The sequence below is a fragment of the Exiguobacterium sp. s146 genome (genome assembly GCF_018618415.1).
Taxonomy (GTDB): Bacteria; Bacillota; Bacilli; order Exiguobacteriales; family Exiguobacteriaceae; genus Exiguobacterium.
Window position 1 is genome coordinate 225,936 of sequence record NZ_JACSMA010000002.1, and the last position, 20,660, is coordinate 246,595.

General features: G+C 52.7%; 19 protein-coding genes. All 19 read right to left on the minus strand.

Annotated features, from left to right (window positions below; translation table 11 throughout):
* The 19 genes from rpsO to rpsB all read right to left on the minus strand — a co-directional run bounded on the left by rpsO (position 1) and on the right by rpsB (position 20,545).
* Complete coding sequence (gene rpsO / locus KNP83_RS07765; RefSeq protein WP_015881433.1) at positions 1 to 270, minus strand: 30S ribosomal protein S15; 270 nt, start codon at positions 268 to 270, stop codon at positions 1 to 3.
* Between the two features lie 124 nt (positions 271 to 394).
* A complete protein-coding gene (locus KNP83_RS07770; protein ID WP_214761996.1) occupies positions 395 to 1,321 on the minus strand; it encodes a bifunctional riboflavin kinase/FAD synthetase in 927 nt (308 codons plus the stop codon).
* Between the two features lie 16 nt (positions 1,322 to 1,337).
* Positions 1,338 to 2,246 carry a tRNA pseudouridine(55) synthase TruB gene (gene truB / locus KNP83_RS07775; RefSeq protein ID WP_214761997.1) on the minus strand — a complete coding sequence of 303 codons (909 nt, stop codon included), beginning with the start codon at positions 2,244 to 2,246 and terminating at the stop codon, positions 1,338 to 1,340.
* Positions 2,247 to 2,294: 48 nt separating this feature from the next.
* Positions 2,295 to 2,645: a 30S ribosome-binding factor RbfA gene (rbfA, locus tag KNP83_RS07780; protein ID WP_021067161.1), complete on the minus strand. Its 351-nt coding sequence runs from the start codon at positions 2,643 to 2,645 to the stop codon at positions 2,295 to 2,297.
* Between the two features lie 18 nt (positions 2,646 to 2,663).
* Positions 2,664 to 4,898 (minus strand): translation initiation factor IF-2, encoded by a 2,235-nt coding sequence (infB, locus tag KNP83_RS07785; RefSeq protein WP_214761998.1) that lies wholly within the window; start codon positions 4,896 to 4,898, stop codon positions 2,664 to 2,666.
* Between the two features lie 21 nt (positions 4,899 to 4,919).
* Entirely contained in the window at positions 4,920 to 5,216 is a 297-nt protein-coding gene (locus KNP83_RS07790) for a YlxQ family RNA-binding protein (RefSeq protein WP_021067159.1), read from the minus strand.
* Complete coding sequence (gene rnpM / locus KNP83_RS07795) at positions 5,213 to 5,491, minus strand: RNase P modulator RnpM (RefSeq protein WP_214761999.1); 279 nt, start codon at positions 5,489 to 5,491, stop codon at positions 5,213 to 5,215. The genes KNP83_RS07790 and rnpM overlap by 4 nt, the downstream gene beginning before the upstream one ends.
* Positions 5,488 to 6,654, minus strand: a complete 1,167-nt coding sequence (gene nusA / locus KNP83_RS07800; protein WP_034777276.1) for a transcription termination factor NusA — start codon at positions 6,652 to 6,654, stop codon at positions 5,488 to 5,490. Before nusA ends, rnpM begins: the two co-directional genes overlap by 4 nt.
* Before the next feature lie 12 nt (positions 6,655 to 6,666).
* A complete protein-coding gene (gene rimP / locus KNP83_RS07805) occupies positions 6,667 to 7,137 on the minus strand; it encodes a ribosome maturation factor RimP (RefSeq protein WP_034777274.1) in 471 nt (156 codons plus the stop codon).
* Positions 7,138 to 7,256: 119 nt separating this feature from the next.
* Entirely contained in the window at positions 7,257 to 11,549 is a 4,293-nt protein-coding gene (locus KNP83_RS07810) for a PolC-type DNA polymerase III (protein ID WP_214762000.1), read from the minus strand.
* A gap of 74 nt (positions 11,550 to 11,623) precedes the next feature.
* Positions 11,624 to 13,324 (minus strand): proline--tRNA ligase, encoded by a 1,701-nt coding sequence (locus KNP83_RS07815; RefSeq protein WP_214762001.1) that lies wholly within the window; start codon positions 13,322 to 13,324, stop codon positions 11,624 to 11,626.
* 41 nt (positions 13,325 to 13,365) lie between these two features.
* Entirely contained in the window at positions 13,366 to 14,616 is a 1,251-nt protein-coding gene (rseP, locus tag KNP83_RS07820; RefSeq protein WP_214762002.1) for an RIP metalloprotease RseP, read from the minus strand.
* 16 nt (positions 14,617 to 14,632) lie between these two features.
* Positions 14,633 to 15,778 (minus strand): 1-deoxy-D-xylulose-5-phosphate reductoisomerase, encoded by a 1,146-nt coding sequence (gene dxr / locus KNP83_RS07825; RefSeq protein WP_214762003.1) that lies wholly within the window; start codon positions 15,776 to 15,778, stop codon positions 14,633 to 14,635.
* A 15-nt stretch (positions 15,779 to 15,793) separates the two neighbouring features.
* Positions 15,794 to 16,591: a phosphatidate cytidylyltransferase gene (locus KNP83_RS07830; protein ID WP_214762004.1), complete on the minus strand. Its 798-nt coding sequence runs from the start codon at positions 16,589 to 16,591 to the stop codon at positions 15,794 to 15,796.
* 1 nt (position 16,592) lies between these two features.
* Positions 16,593 to 17,330, minus strand: coding sequence for an undecaprenyl pyrophosphate synthase (locus KNP83_RS07835; RefSeq protein ID WP_214762005.1), 738 nt, complete (start codon positions 17,328 to 17,330; stop codon positions 16,593 to 16,595).
* A gap of 83 nt (positions 17,331 to 17,413) precedes the next feature.
* Positions 17,414 to 17,974 (minus strand): ribosome recycling factor, encoded by a 561-nt coding sequence (gene frr / locus KNP83_RS07840; protein ID WP_214762006.1) that lies wholly within the window; start codon positions 17,972 to 17,974, stop codon positions 17,414 to 17,416.
* Positions 17,971 to 18,696 (minus strand): UMP kinase, encoded by a 726-nt coding sequence (gene pyrH / locus KNP83_RS07845; RefSeq protein WP_021067148.1) that lies wholly within the window; start codon positions 18,694 to 18,696, stop codon positions 17,971 to 17,973. The genes frr and pyrH overlap by 4 nt, the downstream gene beginning before the upstream one ends.
* Positions 18,697 to 18,802: 106 nt before the next feature.
* Positions 18,803 to 19,684, minus strand: coding sequence for a translation elongation factor Ts (gene tsf / locus KNP83_RS07850; protein ID WP_214762007.1), 882 nt, complete (start codon positions 19,682 to 19,684; stop codon positions 18,803 to 18,805).
* A gap of 120 nt (positions 19,685 to 19,804) precedes the next feature.
* Positions 19,805 to 20,545, minus strand: coding sequence for a 30S ribosomal protein S2 (gene rpsB, locus KNP83_RS07855; RefSeq protein ID WP_021067146.1), 741 nt, complete (start codon positions 20,543 to 20,545; stop codon positions 19,805 to 19,807).
* Positions 20,546 to 20,660 lie beyond the last annotated feature (115 nt).

Sequence of the window (20,660 nt, forward strand, 5' to 3'; positions counted from 1 at the left end):
TTAACGACGGAGACCAAGGCGTTGAATCAATTCACGGTAACGTGTAACGTCCTTGTTACGAAGGTACGTAAGCAAGTTACGGCGACGTCCAACCATTTTCAAAAGACCGCGACGTGAGTGGTGGTCTTTCTTGTGTGTACGAAGATGATCGTTTAAAGTGTTGATTTGTTCAGTCAAGACTGCAACTTGAACTTCCGGTGAACCAGTGTCACCTTGTTTTGTCGCGTATTCCGCGATGATTTCGTTCTTACGTTCTTTTGAGAGTGCCATTGCCTCTCCACCTCCATTTAATAGAAAATTGCCGCGTTGCCGAGCCGACGTTGGTGAATCGATCAGCCAAGCGAAGCGGTGTACTTTGCGTACCAAAATAGGATACCGTACCACCCATCCAAAGTCAAGACAGGATTGCCCGAGCGGCCGTCTCATCTTGCTTGAGTTGGGCGATGAGCGAATCGAGTCCGTCAAACGCCCGCTCGTCCCGTAAATAGTGCATCCATTCGATTTCAATCAATTGTCCGTATAAATCTTCCGAGAAGTCGAACAAGTGGCTCTCGATGGACACGTCACCGGTCGCATAAAACGTCGGACGCCGCCCGACGTTCGTCATCGCGTCGAACGTCCGGCCATCTTGCAGCCGGACACGCGTCGCGTAGACACCGAGACGCGGCATGACGTACGAGGCATCCATGACGACGTTCGCCGTCGGATAACCGATTGTCCGGCCGCGGGCATCCCCGTGGATGACTTCCCCACAGATGACGTACGGTGTACCGAGCAACTCGCTCGCCACATCGACGTCTCCGGCACCGAGCAATTGACGGATCCGTGTCGATGACACTTTCTCGCCGCCGCTCGTCTGCTCGGCGACGACCGAGGTCGTGAAGCGACCACGCGCATGATACGGTAGCGTCTCCATCGTCCCTTCCCCGAATTTACCGTACGAATAGTCGAAGCCTGCCGTCACGTGGACCGCGCCGGCATCAATCAAATAGTCATCCACGAATTGTTGCGGTGACAGGCTCGCCAACTCTTTCGTGAACGTGATGACGATGCACCGTTCGACACCGAGCGCGGCAATTCGGTTCAATTTGCGTTGGAGCGGTGTGATGTATCGGACCGCATCCGGTTTGTTCGATAACACTTGTTTCGGGTGCGGGTCGAACGTAATGACGGTCACGGGCACGTCAAGCTGTTCCGCCTGCGCTTGCGCATGCCGAATCACGGCCTGATGTCCGGTGTGGACGCCGTCGAAAAATCCGAGCACCATGACCGAAGGGACCAGGTCAGGTGTCTCCGGATACGTCAGATGGATCGTTTCCATAACTTCAATCTCCCCTTTAGTCGATGGTCAACATGACCTCGACAGTTGCGTCTGTTGTTCCGTCAAGCCGTCGATAGAGGGCAAGTGGAATTCCTTCTTCATTATAGACAGTAAACAGTTCAAATTCGAGCGAGACGTCGTTCAAACGACCCCCGTTGCGAATATACCGTTCCCGATTGGCTGGAATCGTCATGGCAGGCCAACGTTTGATGACCTCTTCGAGCGGGATGAGATGGTTCATCCGCTCTTCGACCGTCTCGAGGTCGGCGAGTTGTTGCAATGTGACGGCGCCCGTCTCCTCGAACGAACCGGACCGGGTCCGTCGCAAGTCGCTTATGTGGGCCGGATAGCCGAGCCGCTCCCCGATTTGCACGGCGAGCGTCCGGATGAACGTCCCTTTGCCGCACTCGACATCAATCCGGAAGCGGCAGACGCCGTCTTCGATGACCGGCTCCGTCGTTCGGACGAGACGATGAATCTCGACGATGCGGCGCGGCCGTTCCACCGTCTGACCTTTGCGGGCGTATTCGTAAAGTTTCTTACCGTTCACTTTGACGGCCGAGAAGTACGGCGGGATTTGCTCGATTTTCCCGGTCAGCGTCTCGAGGACCCGATCGATGTCCGCGGCCGTGAACGCCTCCGGACCGACTTTACGCGTCTCGACGACCTCGCCGTGGGCGTCCTCGGTCATCGTCGCCGTCCCGATGGTGATTTCCGCGGCGTAGCGTTTGCCTTCATCGGTCAGAAAACGTGACAACTTCGTCGCCCGTCCGAGACAAATCGGTAGGACACCGGTCACTTCCGGGTCGAGTGTGCCGGTATGTCCGACTTTTTTCGTTTGGAACAATTTACGGAGCTTGAACACACAGTCGTGGCTCGTCATGCCGCTGTCTTTATCTAAAATCAGTACACCTGTTGGTTCCATCTGAATTCCTCCCATCAAAAAAGGGGAGACGCGAGTCCCCCCTTCAATTTATTGGTCGTTCCGATTTAAGTCACGAATCAATGAGTCGATATGGCTACCATATGCGACCGATGAATCGTATTCGAACGACAATTCTGGCGTTTTACGAAGACGGATGCGGCTCCCGATCTCGCGGCGAATGAATGCGCTCGCCTTATCGAGACCAGCTTGCGTTTCAGCCTTCACCGTGGCGTCGTCTCCGAGCACCGTGTAGTAGGCTGTCGCTTGCTGCAAGTCTCCCGTCACATCAACGCTCGTGATTGTAGCGTTCTTCGTACGTGGGTCGTTGACTTCACGGAGCAAGATATCTGTAATCTCTTTACGCATCTGCTCTGCGACGCGTTGGGCACGAATGTTCATACGTGTTCCCTCCTCGCTTTATTTACGTTCGACTTCTTTCATGATGAACGCCTCGATGACGTCCTCCACTTTGATGTCGTCGAACTTCTCTACTTTAATCCCACACTCGTAGCCTGCCGCGACTTCTTTGACGTCGTCTTTGAAGCGACGGAGCGTATCGAGTTTTCCTTCGTACACAACAATCCCGTTACGGATGATGCGGACGCCGGCGTCGCGTGAAATTTTACCTTCTGTGACGTAACAGCCGGCAATCGTACCGACTTTCGAGACTTTGAAGACGTCACGGACTTCAACTTGTCCTGTGATTTCTTCAACGAACTCAGGGTCGAGCATCCCTTTCATCGCGCTCTCGATTTCATCGATGGCGTTATAGATGATCCGGTGCAGACGCATTTCAACATGCTCTTGCTCGGCCATCGACCGGGCGTTCCCATCTGGGCGGACGTTGAATCCGATGATGATCGCATTGGCCGCCGAAGCGAGGATGACGTCACCTTCTGTGATGGCACCGACACCTTGGTGAACGATGTTGATTTTGACGCCTGCGACGTCGATTTTACGGAGTGAACCAGCGAGTGCTTCAGCCGAACCTTGAACGTCTGCTTTGATGATGACGTTCAAATCTTTGACTTCGCCTTCTTGAATACGGCTGAACAAGTCGTCGAGACTCACTTTAGCCGATTCGCGACGCTGTGACTCGAGGTAACGTTGGTAACGTTTTTCCCCGATTGCACGTGCTTTCTTCTCGTCTTCAAACACGATGAACTGGTCACCGGCTTGTGGGACGTCGTTCAATCCTGTGATCTCGATTGGAGTCGATGGACCGACTTCTTTCACACGACGACCGATATCGTTGACCATGGCCCGGACGCGTCCGAACGTGCTACCGACGACAATCGAGTCACCGATGCGGAGTGTCCCGTGTTGAACGAGAAGCGTAGCGACTGGACCGCGGCCTTTGTCGAGCTTCGCTTCGATGACCGAACCGCGAGCTGGCATTTCTGGCGTCGACTTGTACTCTTCGACTTCTGAGACGAGTAAGATCATCTCGAGCAACTCATCGATTCCTTCGTCCTTCAAAGCTGAAATCGGTACGAAAATCGTTTCGCCTCCCCACTCTTCCGGTACAAGACCAAACTCTGTCAATTCTTGTTTGACGCGGTCAGGGTTTGCGCCTTCTTTATCCATTTTGTTCACCGCGACGATAATCGGCACGTTTGCCGCTTTCGCGTGTGAGATGGCTTCTTCTGTCTGTGGCATGACGCCGTCATCCGCTGCGACAACGATAATCGCGATATCCGTCACTTCGGCTCCGCGGGCACGCATCGTTGTAAAGGCGGCGTGACCTGGTGTGTCGAGGAACGTGATCTTTTTACCGTTGACTTCAACTTGATAAGCACCGATGTGCTGCGTGATCCCGCCGGCTTCACCAGCAACGACTTTCGTGTTGCGGATCGAGTCAAGAAGGGTTGTCTTACCGTGGTCGACGTGACCCATGATCGTCACGACAGCTGGACGCTCCACAAGCTCATACGGAGAGAAGTCGATTTCTACTTCTTCAAAGTCCGTCTCGTCGATGAGGACTTCTTTCTCGACTTCGTAACCGAATTCAGTTGCAAGCAACTCAATCGTCTCGTCATCAAGTGTTTGGTTGATTGTCGCCATGACACCAAGACCCATCAACTTCATGATGATCTCGTTTGGCTTTTTATCCATTTTCGCAGCGAGGTCCGATACGCTGAGGACATCCTCGTACTTGATGACGTTGCCCATTTCAGACTCTTGCGCTAAACGAGCCGCTTTACGTTGACTCGTTTTCGAATTTGGATCCGCTTCTAATGGCACGGCTGCTTTCGCAGGTTTACCTTTGAATTTACCGCCGCGCTTTTTGTTGCGGTTGTCGTTGCGGTTGTTGCCGAAACGGTTGCCACCACGGTTACCCGCTTGGTTGCTTTGACCGCCAGACGCTTGTGGGCGTGCTTTCGGTGCTTCTTGTTTGCCAGCAGGCTTCGCGTCAGCCGGTTTTGACTCGGCAGACTTCGTTTCAGATGGTTTCGTTGCAGCCGGCTTGTCTTGCTTGTCAGCCGAACGGTATTTCTCAGGGTTGAAGACACGGTCGAGTTGCTTGACCGATTCCTCATCTAAGACAGCCATGTGGTTTTTCACTGGCTTGTTCATTTTCTCGAGCTGAGTAATGACTTGTTTACTTGTTACATTCTGTTCTTTTGCAAATTCATAGACGCGTTTTCCCAAAGCATCCACCTCCGTTAATAGTTAAGAGAGAAGTTGCTTAAGCTTGTTCGCAAATCCGGATTCTGTCACAGACACGACGACTCGCATGTCTTTACCTAAAGCAGCCCCGATCGTATATCGGTCGCTCACTTCAATCAATGGAACACCATACGATGTGCATTTGTCGGTAACCCGTTTTCTCGTAGATGCTCCTGCATCTCCGGCAAGGATGACAAGCTTGGCTCGGCCAGCTCGCACATCCTTCAACACAAACTCTTCTCCCATCGTTACTTTCCTCGCCCGTGCGGCAAGGCCTAACAATGATTCCCACTGACTCATGATTCGGCTCCTGTAACAGCTTGAAGCAGCTGCTCATAAAGCGCGTCACTCGTCTTGACTTTTAAATGATGATCGAGTGTCCGTTTTTTCTCTGCTAAACGAATCACATCCGCATCTTTCGATAAATACGCCCCACGTCCGTTCAATTTACCAGACGTATCGATGACGACGTCGCCTTCCGGCGTCCGAACGACACGAATCAACGCTTGTTTCGGTAACATTTCTTGCGTGACCACACATTTGCGCAAAGGAAGTTTCTTTGGCTTCATGGTCATTCCTCTTCTTTCACCGTTGTCGGTTCGAGAGCGACGTCAACCGAGTCAGTCTGTTCCATTTCATTGTGAACAATTTCTGGCTCCGGTTCAACTTTTTCGGCGTACGTATCATACAAGTCCATGCCCTCTGCATCCGTCTCGCTCTTGATATCAATTTTCCATCCCGTCAATTTCGCGGCAAGACGGGCGTTTTGACCGCGCTTCCCGATGGCGAGTGACAATTGATAGTCTGGCACGACGACCGTCGTCGATTTGTTCGGTTCATTGACGTACACGTCAACGACTTGAGCCGGACTGAGTGCGTTTTTCACGAACTCTTTCGGGTCGTTCGACCAACGAACGATATCGATTTTCTCACCGTTGAGCTCATCGACGATCGTTTGGACGCGTTGCCCTTTCGGACCGACACAAGCGCCGACTGGATCGACGATGTCTGAATGGACGGCAATCTTCGAGCGGTCACCCGCTTCGCGTGAGACCGACATGACGTCGACCGTTCCGCTCGCGATTTCTGGCACTTCGAGCTCGAACAGACGACGCAACAAGCCTGGATGCGTCCGTGAGACTTGAATGGCTGCACCAGAACCTTTCGTCGTCGAATCGACTTTCGTCACATACACTTTGATGCGGTCATGAATCTGGTACGATTCATTTGGCATCTGCTCGTTCGGTGTGAGCACCGCTTCGATATTGTTCTCAAGACCGATATACAAGTTGCGTGGGTCGAATCGTTCCACAATCCCTGTCATGATCTCGTCTTCTTTATCGACGAAATGATTATAGATGCGCTCGCGCTCGGCTTCCCGCATCTTTTGCGTGACGACTTGTTTAGCCGTCATCGCCGCGACGCGACCGAAGTCGCTCGGTGTGACTTCTTCTTTATGGAAGTCCCCTAACTCGTAGTTCGGGTCAATCTCATGTGCTTCTTCGAGCGACAATTGTTGCTCGGGATGCGAGAGACGTTCGACGACTTCAAGAAGTGCGAAGACACGAATATCACCGGTCACTTGGTCGAATTCAACTTTTACGTTTTCATTCGGGTTGGCGACGTTTCGGCGGTATGCCGAAATGAGCGCCTGCTCAAGTGCATCGATGATAATCTCCTTCTCGATTCCTTTTTCGTTAGCAATCTGTTCGATTGTTGTGAGTAATTGTGGCCCCATCTTTACCTCTCCTTAACTAAACGTGACCGCTAGGCGGGCTTGTGCAATTTTGTCTACCGGTAGCGATATCGCTTTTTTTCTTGTCTTGATGCGTGTCTCGACGACGGCTGTCTCGCCGTCATACTCTGTCAAAATCCCTTCGAACTCTTTAGCACCTTCGATTGGGGCGAACGTCTTGATATAGACATTCTTTCCAATCGCGCGTTCAAAGTCGGTCGGCTTCTTCAGCGGTCGTTCGGCACCGGGACTCGAGACGTCAAGATAATAGGCTTGTTCGATCGGATCGCTATCGTTTAGTTTTTCCGAGAGTTGTTCGTTGATGTTGACGCAATCATCTAAATCGACGCCCCCCGGCTTGTCGATATAGACGCGCAAGAACCAGTCCGGCCCTTCCTTCACGAATTCGACATCGACCAATTCCATGTTCTCACGCTCCACGATCGGCAACGCGATCGCTTCGACGACTTCTGTTATTTTGGACACTCTCATCCCTCCTTCTGGCTTTTACATACAAGAAAGGAGTAGGGTTCCCTACTCCTTTCCGTCGTAGTATCCAACATTGTTCGATACCAATATATCATATTTTCCCGTTTTTTCGCAACTTACACCCCAAAATCAAAGAACGAGAGTTGGTTCTCATCCGGGAGGCCTTCGAGACATTTCATCGTATCGAGCGTCTCGACGATCGTCTTCGACAACTTGGCCCGTTTGCGCAAGTCTTCTTTCGATAAGAACTGTCCTTCGGCACGTGCATCGACGATGGCTTTCGCCGCGTTCGTCCCGAGACCATCGACCGCATTGAACGGCGGGATGAGCGTGTTCCCTTCAATCAGAAACTCGGTCGCGCTCGAACGGTACAAATCGATGTTCTGGAACTTCATGCCGCGCTCTAACATCTCGAGTGCGAGCTCGAGCACCGTGTGCAGGCCTTTATCTTTCGCCGTGGCTTCAAATCCTTTTTCCCGGATATCCGACATCGCTTTACGCACGGCCTGAGATCCTTTGATCATCGCCGACAAATCGAAATCGCCGGCCCGGACCGTGAAGTACGTCGCATAATACAAGATTGGATGATGCACTTTGAAATAGGCGATGCGGACGGCCATGAGAACGTACGCCGTGGCGTGCGCTTTCGGGAACATGTACTTGATTTTCTTACAAGACGAGATGTACCATTCCGGGACATCGTTGGCCCGCATCTCCGTCTCCATGTCTTCGGACAAGCCTTTCCCTTTCCGTACCGACTCCATGATTTTGAAGGCGAACGACGGTTCGAGGCCCGCATAAATCAAGTAGACCATGATGTCATCTCGACACCCGATCACGTCTTTCAGTTCACACGTCCCGTTATAGATAAGCTCATTGGCGTTGCCGATCCAGACGTCCGTCCCGTGGGACAGTCCCGAGATTTGAACGAGTTCGGAGAACGTCGACGGCTTCGTCTCTTCGAGCATCTGTCGGACGAACTTCGTCCCAAACTCCGGAATCCCGAGCGTTCCCGTCTTCGATTCGATTTGCTCCGGCGTGACACCGAGCACTTCCGGCGACGAAAAGATTTTCATGACCGTCGGGTCGTCCGTCGGAATCGTCTTCGGATCGATGCCGGACAAGTCTTGCAGCATCCGGATGGCCGTCGGGTCATCGTGCCCGAGGATATCGAGCTTGAGCAAGTTGTCGTGAATCGAGTGGAAGTCGAAGTGGGTCGTCTTCCATTCCGACGTCTTGTCATCGGCCGGATATTGAATCGGTGAGATTTCGGCGATGTCCATATAATCCGGGACGACGATAATCCCTCCCGGGTGCTGTCCGGACGTCCGTTTGACGCCGGTGACACCCGAGACGAGCCGATCGACCTCGGCGTTCCGATAAATCTTGTCGTTCTCGGTCGCATAGCCTTTCACGTAACCATACGCCGTCTTATCGGCGATCGTCCCGATGGTGCCGGCACGATACACGTACTCTTCACCGAACAACACTTTCGTGTAGGCGTGGGCATGCGGTTGATATTCCCCTGAGAAGTTCAAATCGATATCCGGCACTTTGTCCCCTTTGAATCCAAGGAACGTCTCGAACGGGATGTCGTGCCCGTCTTTCGTATACCACGTCCCACACTCCGGACATTGCTTGTCCGGAAGGTCATAACCGGAACCGACCGAGCCGTCATCGAAGAAGTGGGAATGTTGACACTTCGGACAGACGTAATGCGGCGGAAGTGGATTGACCTCGGTGATCTCCGTCATCGTCGCGACGAAACTCGAGCCGACCGAACCACGTGACCCGACGAGATAGCCGTCATCGAGCGATTTTTTGACGAGCTTATGCGAGATCAAGTAAATGACGGCGAATCCGTGACCGATAATCGACTTCAACTCTTTCTCAAGTCGAGCCTCGACGATTTCTGGCAGTTCGTCGCCATAAATCGAACGGGCCATGTCATAACTCATGTTCCGGACTTCGTCATCCGCGCCTTCAATCTTCGGCGTATACAAGTCATCCGGGATGATTTGAATCGACTCGATTTGATCGGCGATCGCGTTCGGGTTCGTGATGACGATCTCACGGGCGAGCTCGTCCCCGAGGAACTTGAACTCTTCCATCATCTCTTTCGTCGTGCGGAAATGGGCGTGTGGCAGCTCTTTCCGCGTGTTGATGAAATTAGCGCCACCTTGCGTCCGAATCAAAATCTCCCGATACGAGCGATCGGTCCGGTCGAGATAGTGGACATTACCGGTCGCACAGACCGGCAGTCCGGCCTGACCGGCGACGCGAATGATTCGTTTGATGATCTCGCGCAACTCGAGTTCGTTGGCGACGATCTCTTTATCAATCAAATGGAGATAGAGCGCCGGCGGATGAATCTCGATGAAATCGTAAAACGCCATCATCTTCTCAAGCTCTTCGTCCGACTTGTTCAAGGCGGCATCGAAAATCTCCCCGTTGTCACACGCCGAACCAATCAACAGGCCCTCACGGCGTTTGATAATCTCCGAGCGCGGCATGCGTGCCATACGGAACAAGTAATCGATGTGCGACAAGGAAATCAGTTCGTACAAGTTCCGGAGGCCCGGTTTTTTCGTTTTCGCATAAATCGTCGCATGGAACGGACGAATCTTCGAGACATCGCTCCCGACTTTGGCATTGAGCGAGCGATGCGTCTGCATCTCAAACATCTGTTTGGCTAGTTCGAGCAGCTTCATGAGCAAATACGCCGTCGCCTCGGCATCATAGATGGCGCGGTGATGTTGCGTCAACTCGATATCGAATCGCTTCGCGAGCGTGTTGAGACGGTGGTTCTTGAGCGTCGGTAAAATCGTCCGGGCGAGCTCGAGCGTATCGATGACCGGATAATCGTCCGGCTCGTGTCCGCCGCTCCGGAGCGTCGCTTCGAGGAAGCCCATATCGAACGCGGCGTTATGCGCGACAAGGATACTGTCCCCTGACCAATCGACGAACTGTTTGGCGATGACTTCCGGGTCGGGCTGACCATGGACCATGTCATCAGTGATACCCGTCAGTTCGATCGTCGTGGCCGAGAGCGGATGTTTCGGATCGGCGAACGCCTCGAACCGGTCGATAATCTCTCCGTCTTTGATTTTGACGCCGGCGAGCTCGATGATTTTATTGTAGACGGCCGATAGTCCCGTCGTCTCGACGTCGAAGACGACGTACGTCGCATCGTCGAGCGGGACGTCGGTCGGATGATAGGCGACCGGAACTCCGTCATTGACGACGTTCGCCTCGACCCCGAACAACACTTTGATGTCATTCTTCTTCCCGGCGTAATACGCTTCCGGGAACGACTGGACGCCGGCGTGGTCGGTGATGGCGATGGCGCGGTGGCCCCATTTCGCGGCTCGTGCGACAAGCGCCGATACGTTCGTGACCGCGTCCATCTGGCTCATCTGCGTATGCGCATGCAGTTCGACACGTTTCTCGCCGGCCCATTCATCCTGGACCGGTTCGACTTTCACTTCTTGCAGTTGCGACGCCATCATGCACAGTTCGCGCATGAAACTGTCATCCTCGACTCGACCGGCCGCTTGAATCCACATGCCTTTTTTGACGGCACTGAGCATCCGGTCATCGTCGTCATCGCGTGCGAACACTTTGACGATGAGCGAGTCGGTATAGTCCGTCATCTTAAACGTGAACAGTTTTTTGCCACTCTTCAGTTCTTTCCGTTCGGCCGAGAAGACGAGGCCGCGGATGGCGACGCGGCGTTCTTCTTCGATAATCGTCTTGATTGGGACGATTTCGTCTTTAATCAAGGCACCCATTCGTACTTCCGTGACCGGTTCATCGTTCGTCTCGGTCGACTTGGCGAACTGTGCCGCGAGTGCGAGTTTCGCCTGTTCTAAATCTTCTTGGACGACTTGTTCGCGCAACGCTTGGTTCGCTTCGGCATCTTCGGAGAAGAACGCTTGGCACGGTTTTTTCATGAAGCCGTAGGCACTGTAGAGCGCCTGAACTTCTTGGCATAACTCTTTATCGACATAGTTCGCCTCAGGGGCCGAGCGCACCGGGATGAGCAATTTGTTCTGCTCGAAGCGCGGTGAGACCGATGCGAAATAACTGCGCATCGCGCCCGACACTTGGCTCAGTTCACTCACAATCCGCGGCCAATAGTCGATATAGTCCTGTTCGCCCCCACCTGACGTCGTCGTGAACCGAGCGTACACCTCGTCCGCGAACGTCGCATAGCGACTCTCGAGCCGGCTCATGAACAGTTGGTACACCTCATACGGCAACACTTGTTGCAATTGGAAATAAAACGTCCACGTCCGGCGTTGCTTGTTGACGACAAGTCGTGACAACTCCGCTCCGTCGAATTGATCCGTTTCGGTCGTGATGCCGAGGTCACCCAAGAGCAATTGCATTTTTTGATTAGCTTCCACGGGTAAGAAGTCCCCCTTTTATCATTCAATGTCGAAAAATGAAGGTGACGGCAAGAAACCGTCACCTTCATCGATCATTTGGCTTCGTTCAGTTGCTCCGTGATCACACGTGGCAACTCATCGACTGTCGTCTCGAGGACTTCGCCAGTGGCACGTACTTTCACTTCGACGATTCCTTCGTTCGCTTTTTTCCCGACGTTGATCCGAATCGGAAGTCCGATCAAATCAGCATCGGCGAACTTGACGCCAGCCCGTTCTTTACGGTCATCATACAATACATCGTATGTCGATGACAGCTCATCGTACAATCGGTTCGCCAGTTCGACTTGCGCCTCATCCTTCGTGTTGATGGCAATCAAGTGCACATCGAACGGAGCGACGCTCTTCGGCCAGACAATCCCGCGGTCGTCATGATGTTGCTCGATGACCGCTGACAATGTCCGCGAGACGCCGATGCCGTAACAGCCCATGATGAGCGGTTCGGCCCGGCCTTCTTCGTTCAAGAAAGTCGCGCCCATCGCTTCTGAATAGCGCGTGCCGAGCTTGAACACTTGTCCGACTTCAATCCCGCGGGCGAAGCGGACCGGACCCGACTCGTCAGGTGCCATGTCGCCTTCGACGACGAAACGGAGGTCGTGATACGTCAAATGCGACAAGTCGCGCTCGGCGTTGACGTGCGTATAGTGGGTGTTCGCCTCGTTGGCGCCACATACCGCGTCGACCAAATATTTGACGGCATAGTCGGCGACGACTTTGACAGGCGAATGGATTGGTCCGAGCGTACCCGGTTCACAGCCGAACAAGTCGATAATCGTCGCTTCTTCTTCCATTTGGATATCGAGTCCGCCGAGGGCGTTCTTCACTTTGACGTCGTTCGCCTCGTGATCGCCGCGGACGATGGCCATGACCGTCTCGCCGTCGACGTTGAAGAGGACCGACTTGATCGTCGTTTTCGGATCGACGTTCAAGTAACGCGCCACGTCTTCAATCGTCTTGTTGTCTTTCGTGTCGACCTTATCGAGGGGGAGCACGTCAGCCGTTTGCATGTCATAACGGTCGAGCGTTTCTGCCATCTCGATGTTCGCCGTATAGTTTGATGAATCCGTATAGACAATCGTATCCTCACCGATTTCGGCGAGCGCTTGGAACTCGTGTGTATCTTTCCCGCCGATGGCACCAGAATCGGCCACGACCGGACGATATTTCAAACCGATGCGGTCAAAGATGTTCGAGTAGGCTTGATACATATTTTTGTACTCTTCGTCCAGGTCATCTTGCGTCGCATGGAACGAGTATGAGTCTTTCATCAAGAACTCACGGCCCCGAAGCAATCCGAAGCGCGGGCGACGTTCGTCACGATACTTCGTTTGAATCTGATACAAGTTGACCGGCAACTTTTTATACGAGTTGAGTTCATCGCGCACGATTGACGTGATGAGTTCCTCATGGGTCGCACCGAGTGCGAAACGACGGTCATGACGGTCCGTCAATCGCATCAATTCTGGACCGTAAATGCCCCAGCGTCCCGTCTCTTCCCATAGTTCAGCCGGTTGAATCGCAGGCATGAGCAACTCTTGCGCTCCGGCCCGGTTCATCTCTTCGCGGATAATCGTTTGGATATTGTGCAATACGCGATGGCCGAGTGGGAGATACGAATAAATCCCAGCGGCGTTTTGGCGCATGAAGCCCCCACGGACGAGAAGCTGATGGCTGATGGCTTCCGCATCGGCCGGTACTTCTCTTAATGTAGGCATGAACAGTCTCGATTGTTTCATAGGTATCAACGTTTCCCTTCTGTAACTCGATTAAATCTAAATTATTTAAAGAATGATTGGATATCATTCCAGGTGACAATCAACATGAGCAGCATGAGCAAGGCGAAGCCGATAAAGTGGACGAAGCCCTCTTTTTTCGGATCGATCGGTCGGCCGCGCACCGCTTCGAACAAGAGGAAGATGAGTCGGCCTCCATCGAGCGCTGGGAGCGGCAACAAGTTGAAGATGGCCAAGTTGACGGATAAGAGCGCCGTCCAATTGAGGAGCATGATGAATCCGCTCGCCGCCACTTCGTCGGTCATGCGCACGATTCCGACCGGACCGGCCAACTGATCGACACCGACCTGACCCGTCACCAAGTCACCGACCGCGGAGAAGATGAGCGTCGACATCGTCCACGTCGTCTCGGCCCCCGTCGTGAAGGCTTTGGCCGGTGATCGTTCGAGCGCGTTCGTCACGCCTAAAATCCCGACCGTCTCCCCGTTTTGTTCGATCGCTTGCGGCGTAATCGTCACCGTTTGCTCGACCTCGTCACGAAGATACGTCACTTCGGTCGGCGTGTCGGCACGATCGGCCAATACCGTCCGCAAATCGAGCCAGTTGTCGATCGGTTGACCTTCAATCGAGACGATCTCGTCGCCTGCGACAAGTCCGGCTTGATCGGCGGCCGAGTCCGGTTGGACCGTACCGATTTGGCCATCGTCCGTCGGTGTCCCTTGGACGAGACCGACGATGACGAGAAGGAGGAAGGCAAGGACGAAGTTCATCGCCGGGCCGGCTGCAATCGCAAGCACCCGCTTCCAGACAGATTGGGCTCCGAACGTGCGGTCGTAAGGCGCGATTTGAATTTCCATGCCTTGGTCGACGAGAAGCGTGTCCCGCTCGAGCGAGTAGACACGGACTTCGTCATCGACAAGCAGTTGTACTTTCAGCTCGCGGACCGAGTCAAACTTGTCGACCGTCCCGACGACATGTACGTCTTGGGCCTGGTCCGGTTGGAAATAGACACGATCGACCGTCCCGGCGCTCGTCAAACGCAATCCGACGTGTTGCCCGGCCTTCACTTCGATTGGTTCAAAATCTTCCCCGGCCATTTTGACATAACCGCCGATTGGCAATAGTCGAATCGTATACAGCGTCTCATTTTTTCGGAATGAGAGGATTTTCGGTCCAAACCCGATTGCAAATTCATGACAGAGAATCCCTGCCCGTTTCGCCATGACGAGGTGTCCCCATTCATGAACCGAAATGAGTACCCCAAACATCAAAACGATGGCGATAAAAGTCGTCATTGTCTATTCCCCACCTTCACTTTCCTTGCTGAATTTGTTCTCGAACCGCTAGGTCGATTTGAAGAATCTCCTCGAGCGTCGGTTCTGCAATTACCGTATGTGTGTCCATCGCTTGTTCGACGATGCGTTCGATCTCGAGGAACGCAATCTCCCCGTTCAAGAACAGCTCGACGGCCGCCTCGTTGGCCGCGTTGAGCACGGTCGGCATCGAACCGCCGGCGCGACCGGCCTCATACGCAAGGCGTAACGCTGGATAACGTGTCAAATCGGCTTCCGCGAAGTGCAGCGTACCGATTTCTCTCAAGTTTAACCGCTTGTTCCCGTCGATTTCAAGACGTTTTGGGGCGGATAGCGCATAGAGGATCGGGCCTCGCATATCGGGGTTTCCGAGCTGTGCCATGACAGCGGCATCTTTGAATTCGACCATCGAATGGATAATCGATTCGCGGTGGAGCACCACTTCAATATCATTATAATCGATATCGAACAACCAGTGCGCTTCGATGACTTCGAGTCCTTTATTGAACATCGTCGCTGAATCGATTGTGATTTTCGCACCCATCGACCAGTTCGGATGAGCGAGCGCCTCGGCGACGGTCACGCCTTCAAGCTCTTCTCGCGACTTGTCACGGAAACTTCCGCCCGAAGCCGTCAAGATGATTTTCGAGACGTCCTCGCGACGCTCCCCGTTCAAGCATTGATAGATGGCCGAATGTTCGCTGTCGACCGGGAGCAGGCTGACGCCATGTTTTTTGACGGCCGCCGTCACGAGATGTCCTGCCGTGACGAGCGTCTCTTTGTTCGCGAGCGCGATGTCTTTCCCCGCTTCGATGGCGGCAAGGGTCGGTTCAAGCCCGACGGCCCCGACGACTGCCGTCACGACGACATCGGCCCGTTCAGCGGTCGCACATGCAATCAACCCTTCCAGTCCGATGAAAAAGAGTGGTTCATATGTAAGGCGTGGCTTGAGTTGTTCGAGTACCTCGATATTTTTAGCGGATACATATTTCGGCCGTAGGCGATTGATCCATTCTTCCGCCACGTCTACGTTCGATCCGAACGCATAGGCCTCAAGTTCAAACAAGTCGGGGTGCTGTTCGATGACGTCACATGTCTGTACGCCAATCGATCCAGTCGCCCCGATTAAGCTGATTCGCTTCATCTTGACACTCCTCTTTTATAACAAATTAAATACCCAAATGACGGTGAATACCGCGATCATACTATCAAACCGGTCTAAAATTCCACCGTGTCCCGGTAACAGATGACCCGAATCTTTTACATTATATTGCCGCTTGTACGCTGATTGTACCAAATCTCCGAGTTGACCGACGACTGATACGACGACCGCAAGCACCAACACCTCGAGAATCGGCAACACCGGCTCGATGAGCACGTAGATGACGCCGAGCACGATGGCCGACACGATGCCGCCGATTGCGCCTTCAATCGTCTTATTCGGGCTGATGGATGGCCAGAGTTTTGTCTTTCCGATGGCCTTCCCTGTGAAGTAAGCGCCGGAGTCGGTCGCCCAAATCATGAACAAGACGAGCAGCACTTTGACGAGCCCGTCTTCTGACAAGCGGACGAGTGCGAAACTCGAGAACCCGATGACGAGATAGACGGCAGAGACGAAATAAAAGCTCGCATCCTCATACGTGAAACGGTTTTTCGTGACGACCGTCCAGAACAAGAGGAGCATCAACCCGAGCACCATCCATTGCGTCGTCGACATCGGCAACTCATCAAGGACGAGTTGACGTTCGAGCAACATCAAGACGAACGGGAACGCCACGAGCAGTGACGTCACGAGAAACGGGAACGCCATCAATTTGTGGTTGCGCATCAATGTGAACTCACTCAATCCGATTAAGGCGAGTATGCCCATCAAGATGACGAACGGGCTACCGCCTAAGGCGATTAGCGTGACAAATATGGCGCCGGCCCACAGACCGGTAATAATTCGTGTTTTCATGTCACACCCCGCCAAACCGGCGTGTTCGCGCGTTGTACGCTTCAATCGCCTCGACGAAGTGGTCCCGTTTGAACTCGGGCCACAACACGTCCGTGAAATGTAGTTCAGCGTAAGCCCCTTGCCAGAGCAAGAAGTTCGATAGGCGCTGTTCCCCGCTCGTACGGATAATCAAATCGACGTCTTGCATGTTCGTCATGAGACGCTCACCAATCATGACGTCATCGATGTCATCCGGTTGGATGGTGCCGAGAGCCACGTCATTGGCGATTTGTTTCATCGCTTGCACGAGTTCGTCACGCCCGCCGTAGTTGAGGGCGAAGACGAGATCGAGTCCCGTGTTCGTCGCCGTCCGGGTACGGGCCTCATCGACCGCTTCTCGCGTCCCGCGTGGCAGTTTCGTCACATCCCCTGCGACGAGCACGCGTACGTTCTGTTCATCCAATTCTTTTAAATCCGTCTCCAAAAATTGCTTCGGCAATTTCATCAAGAAGTTGACTTCTTCTTCAGGACGCGTCCAGTTCTCCGTCGAGAACGCATACAGCGTCAAGGAACGGATACCAAGTTCTTGGGCGGTGCGCACCGCTTCCCGGACCGACTTCATCCCTTCCCGGTGACCCATGATGCGAGGGAGCCCACGCTTCTTCGCCCAACGGCCGTTGCCGTCCATGATGATGGCGACGTGTTCGGGAATGCTCAGTTCCGCCTCGGTTTTTGTTTTAGGATTCACCCATTTAAACATACTCTATCCTCCTGATTGTATGAAAGAGGGACCCTCTCAGTAAAAGGGTCCCCACACAGCTTTTTGGTATACCACTTCCGTGATTACACTTCCATGATTTCTTTTTCTTTCGTCGCTGCAGATTCATCAATCTTTTTGATGTACGAATCCGTTAACGATTGAACGTCATCCACGTAACCGCGAAGGTCGTCCTCAGTCAAGTCCCCATCTTTTTCGAGCTTCTTCAAGTTTTCATTCGCGTCACGACGAACGTTACGGACAGCGACTTTCGCTTCTTCCGCGTATTTCTTCGTCACTTTCACGAGCTCTTTACGGCGCTCTTCTGTCAAAGCTGGGATGGCGAGACGAATGACCGTCCCGTCAGAAGACGGCGAGAGGCCGAGGTCGGCTTTTTGAATCGCTTTCTCTACATCTGACACCATCGATTTGTCCCATGGTTGAATCAAGAGTAGACGCGCTTCCGGAGTGTTGATGTTCGCCACTTGGTTGAGCGGAGTCGGTACACCGTAGTAGTCGACTTGGACCGGGTCCAAGATTGACGCGCTCGCGCGTCCCGTACGAAGTGTCCCGAAATCACGTTTCAAGGCAGAATGGGCTTTCTCCATCTTTTCTTCAGCAGTTTTCAATACGTCATTTACACTCATGAATTGATTCCTCCTACTACCGTCCCGATATGTTCCCCGAGTACGACACGTTTGATGTTTCCTTCTTCAAGCAATGAGAATACAATCAGTGGGATATGGTTGTCCATACATAGTGATGTGGCTGTCGAATCCATGACTTGGAGTCCGTCTTTTAAGACGTCCAAGTACGTGAGCGTGTCGTATTTGACCGCATCCGGAACGAGTTTCGGATCCGCCGAATAGACACCATCGACGTTGTTTTTCCCCATCAAGATGACGTCAGCTTCAATTTCCGCTGCGCGGAGTGCCGCTGTCGTATCTGTTGAGAAGTACGGGTTCCCCGTCCCTGCCGCGAAAATCACGACGCGACCTTTTTCAAGGTGACGCATCGCCCGACGACGGATGTACGGTTCAGCCACTTGGCGCATTTCGATTGAGGTTTGGACGCGCGTCTGGACACCGTTCGATTCAAGGCTGTCTTGAAGTGCGAGCGAGTTCAACACGGTGGCGAGCATGCCCATATAGTCGGCATTCGCACGGTCCATGCCGAGTTCGCTGCCCGTCTTCCCGCGCCAGATGTTTCCGGCTCCGACGACGACGGCGACTTCGACGCCTAAGGCGACCAACTCTTTAATTTGTCCAGAGATCGAGTTGACGATGGCCGGGTCAATCCCGTACCCTTGATCTCCTGCGAGCGCTTCTCCACTCAATTTTAACACAATTCGCTTATATTTCGGTTCCATACTTTGCCTCCTCTTGCTTGAAAAAAGGGAACACGCTCCCTTAACGAACTAACTCAAGGTTATACAGACGTGTTCCCAATTTTGATTGCATCACAGGTGATGCAGATTATTTTTTAAGTTGGTTCATTACTTCTTCAGCAAAGTTTTCTTCGCGTTTTTCCATACCTTCTCCAACTTCGAAACGTACGAATGAGTTGATACGGCCGCCTTTAGACTCTACGTATTTCCCAACTTTGAAGTCAGCGTCTTTAACGAATGTTTGGTCAACGAGGCAGATTTCCTCGAAGTACTTGTTCATACGTCCCGCGATCATCTTCTCGACGATGTTGGCAGGCTTGCCTTCGTTGAGGGCTTGCTCAGTCAAGACTTTCTTCTCACGGTCTACTTCTTCAGCCGAAACTTCGTCGCGTGTCGCGTAAAGCGGGTTTGCTGCCGCTACGTGCATGGCAACGTCTTTCGCAACTGTCTCGTCCGTTGTGCCGTCGATAACGACGACCGAACCGATGCGGCCACCCATGTGAAGGTATGTGCCGAAGACAGCGTCGTCTGCTTTTTCAAGGATAGCGATACGGCGGAGTGAGATTTTCTCTCCGATTGTCGATGCTTCTTCTTGAATGTGTGTCTCAAGCGTCTTGCCAGCGACGAATTCAGAAGCGTGTGCCGCTTCGACTGTAGTCGCGCCTGAAGCGAGAACTGCTTTCGCAACGTCAGAAACGAGCGTTTGGAACTTCTCGTTTTTCGAGACGAAGTCTGTTTCTGAGTTGACTTCGACGAGCGCAGCTTTGTTGCCTTCAACGGCTACCGCTGTCAAGCCTTCAGCTGCGATGCGATCGCCTTTAGCTGCTGCTTTAGCAATCCCTTTTTCACGAAGGAAGTCGATTGCTGCTTGCATGTCACCATCTGTTTCAACGAGTGCTTTTTTGCAATCGAGCATACCTGCTCCTGTTTTTTCACGAAGTTCTTTTACCATTGCTGCTGTAACTGCCATCGGAAATTCCTCCTTGTAAAACTTACAAATTTTTAAGATAAAAAGCGCTAGGCTTCGATATACTATGTCCTAAAAAAAGGTGATAAAAGGCTTTCCCTTTATCACCTGTTGTCTGACCGATTACTCAGCTTCTGTCGCTTCAGCTTCTGGAGCTACTGCTTCTTCAGCTACTTCTTCTTCGCCTTGCTTCGCTTCGATGATCGCGTCTGCCATCTTAGAAGTGAGCAATTTAACCGCACGAATCGCATCGTCGTTCGCTGGGATGACGTAGTCGATTTCGTCTGGGTCACAGTTTGTGTCGACAATCGCAACGATTGGGATGTTCAATTTGTGAGCTTCTGCAATTGCAATACGCTCTTTACGTGGGTCAACGATGAAGAGGGCATCAGGAACACCTGGCATGTCCTTGATTCCGCCGAGGAACTTCTCAAGACGTGTCATTTCTTTTTTCAAGATGATGACTTCTTTCTTAGGAAGTACTTCGAACGTACCGTCAGCTTCCATTTTTTCAAGCTGCTTCAAGCGGTTGATACGCTTTTTGATTGTTGAGAAGTTAGTGAGTGTTCCACCCAACCAACGCTCATTGATGAAGTACATACCTGAACGGAGTGCTTCTTCTTTGATCGTGTCTTGAGCTTGTTTTTTCGTACCTACGAAGAGGACGTTTCCGCCTTCTGCCGCGAGTTCACGAACGAAGTTGTACGCTTCGTCTACTTTTTTGACCGTTTTTTGAAGGTCGATGATGTAGATTCCGTTACGCTCCGTGAAGATGTATTTCGCCATTTTTGGGTTCCAACGGCGTGTCTGGTGACCGAAGTGTACACCAGCTTCGAGCAATTGCTTCATTGAAATTACTGCCATGATAAATTTCCTCCTTGTGGTTTAAAAAAGTCCTCCGCCTCGTTCATCGTTGTATTCCGACCTTTCGGCACCGAGGAATACCATCCCGAGACGTGTGTGATGTGTTTAACACCGA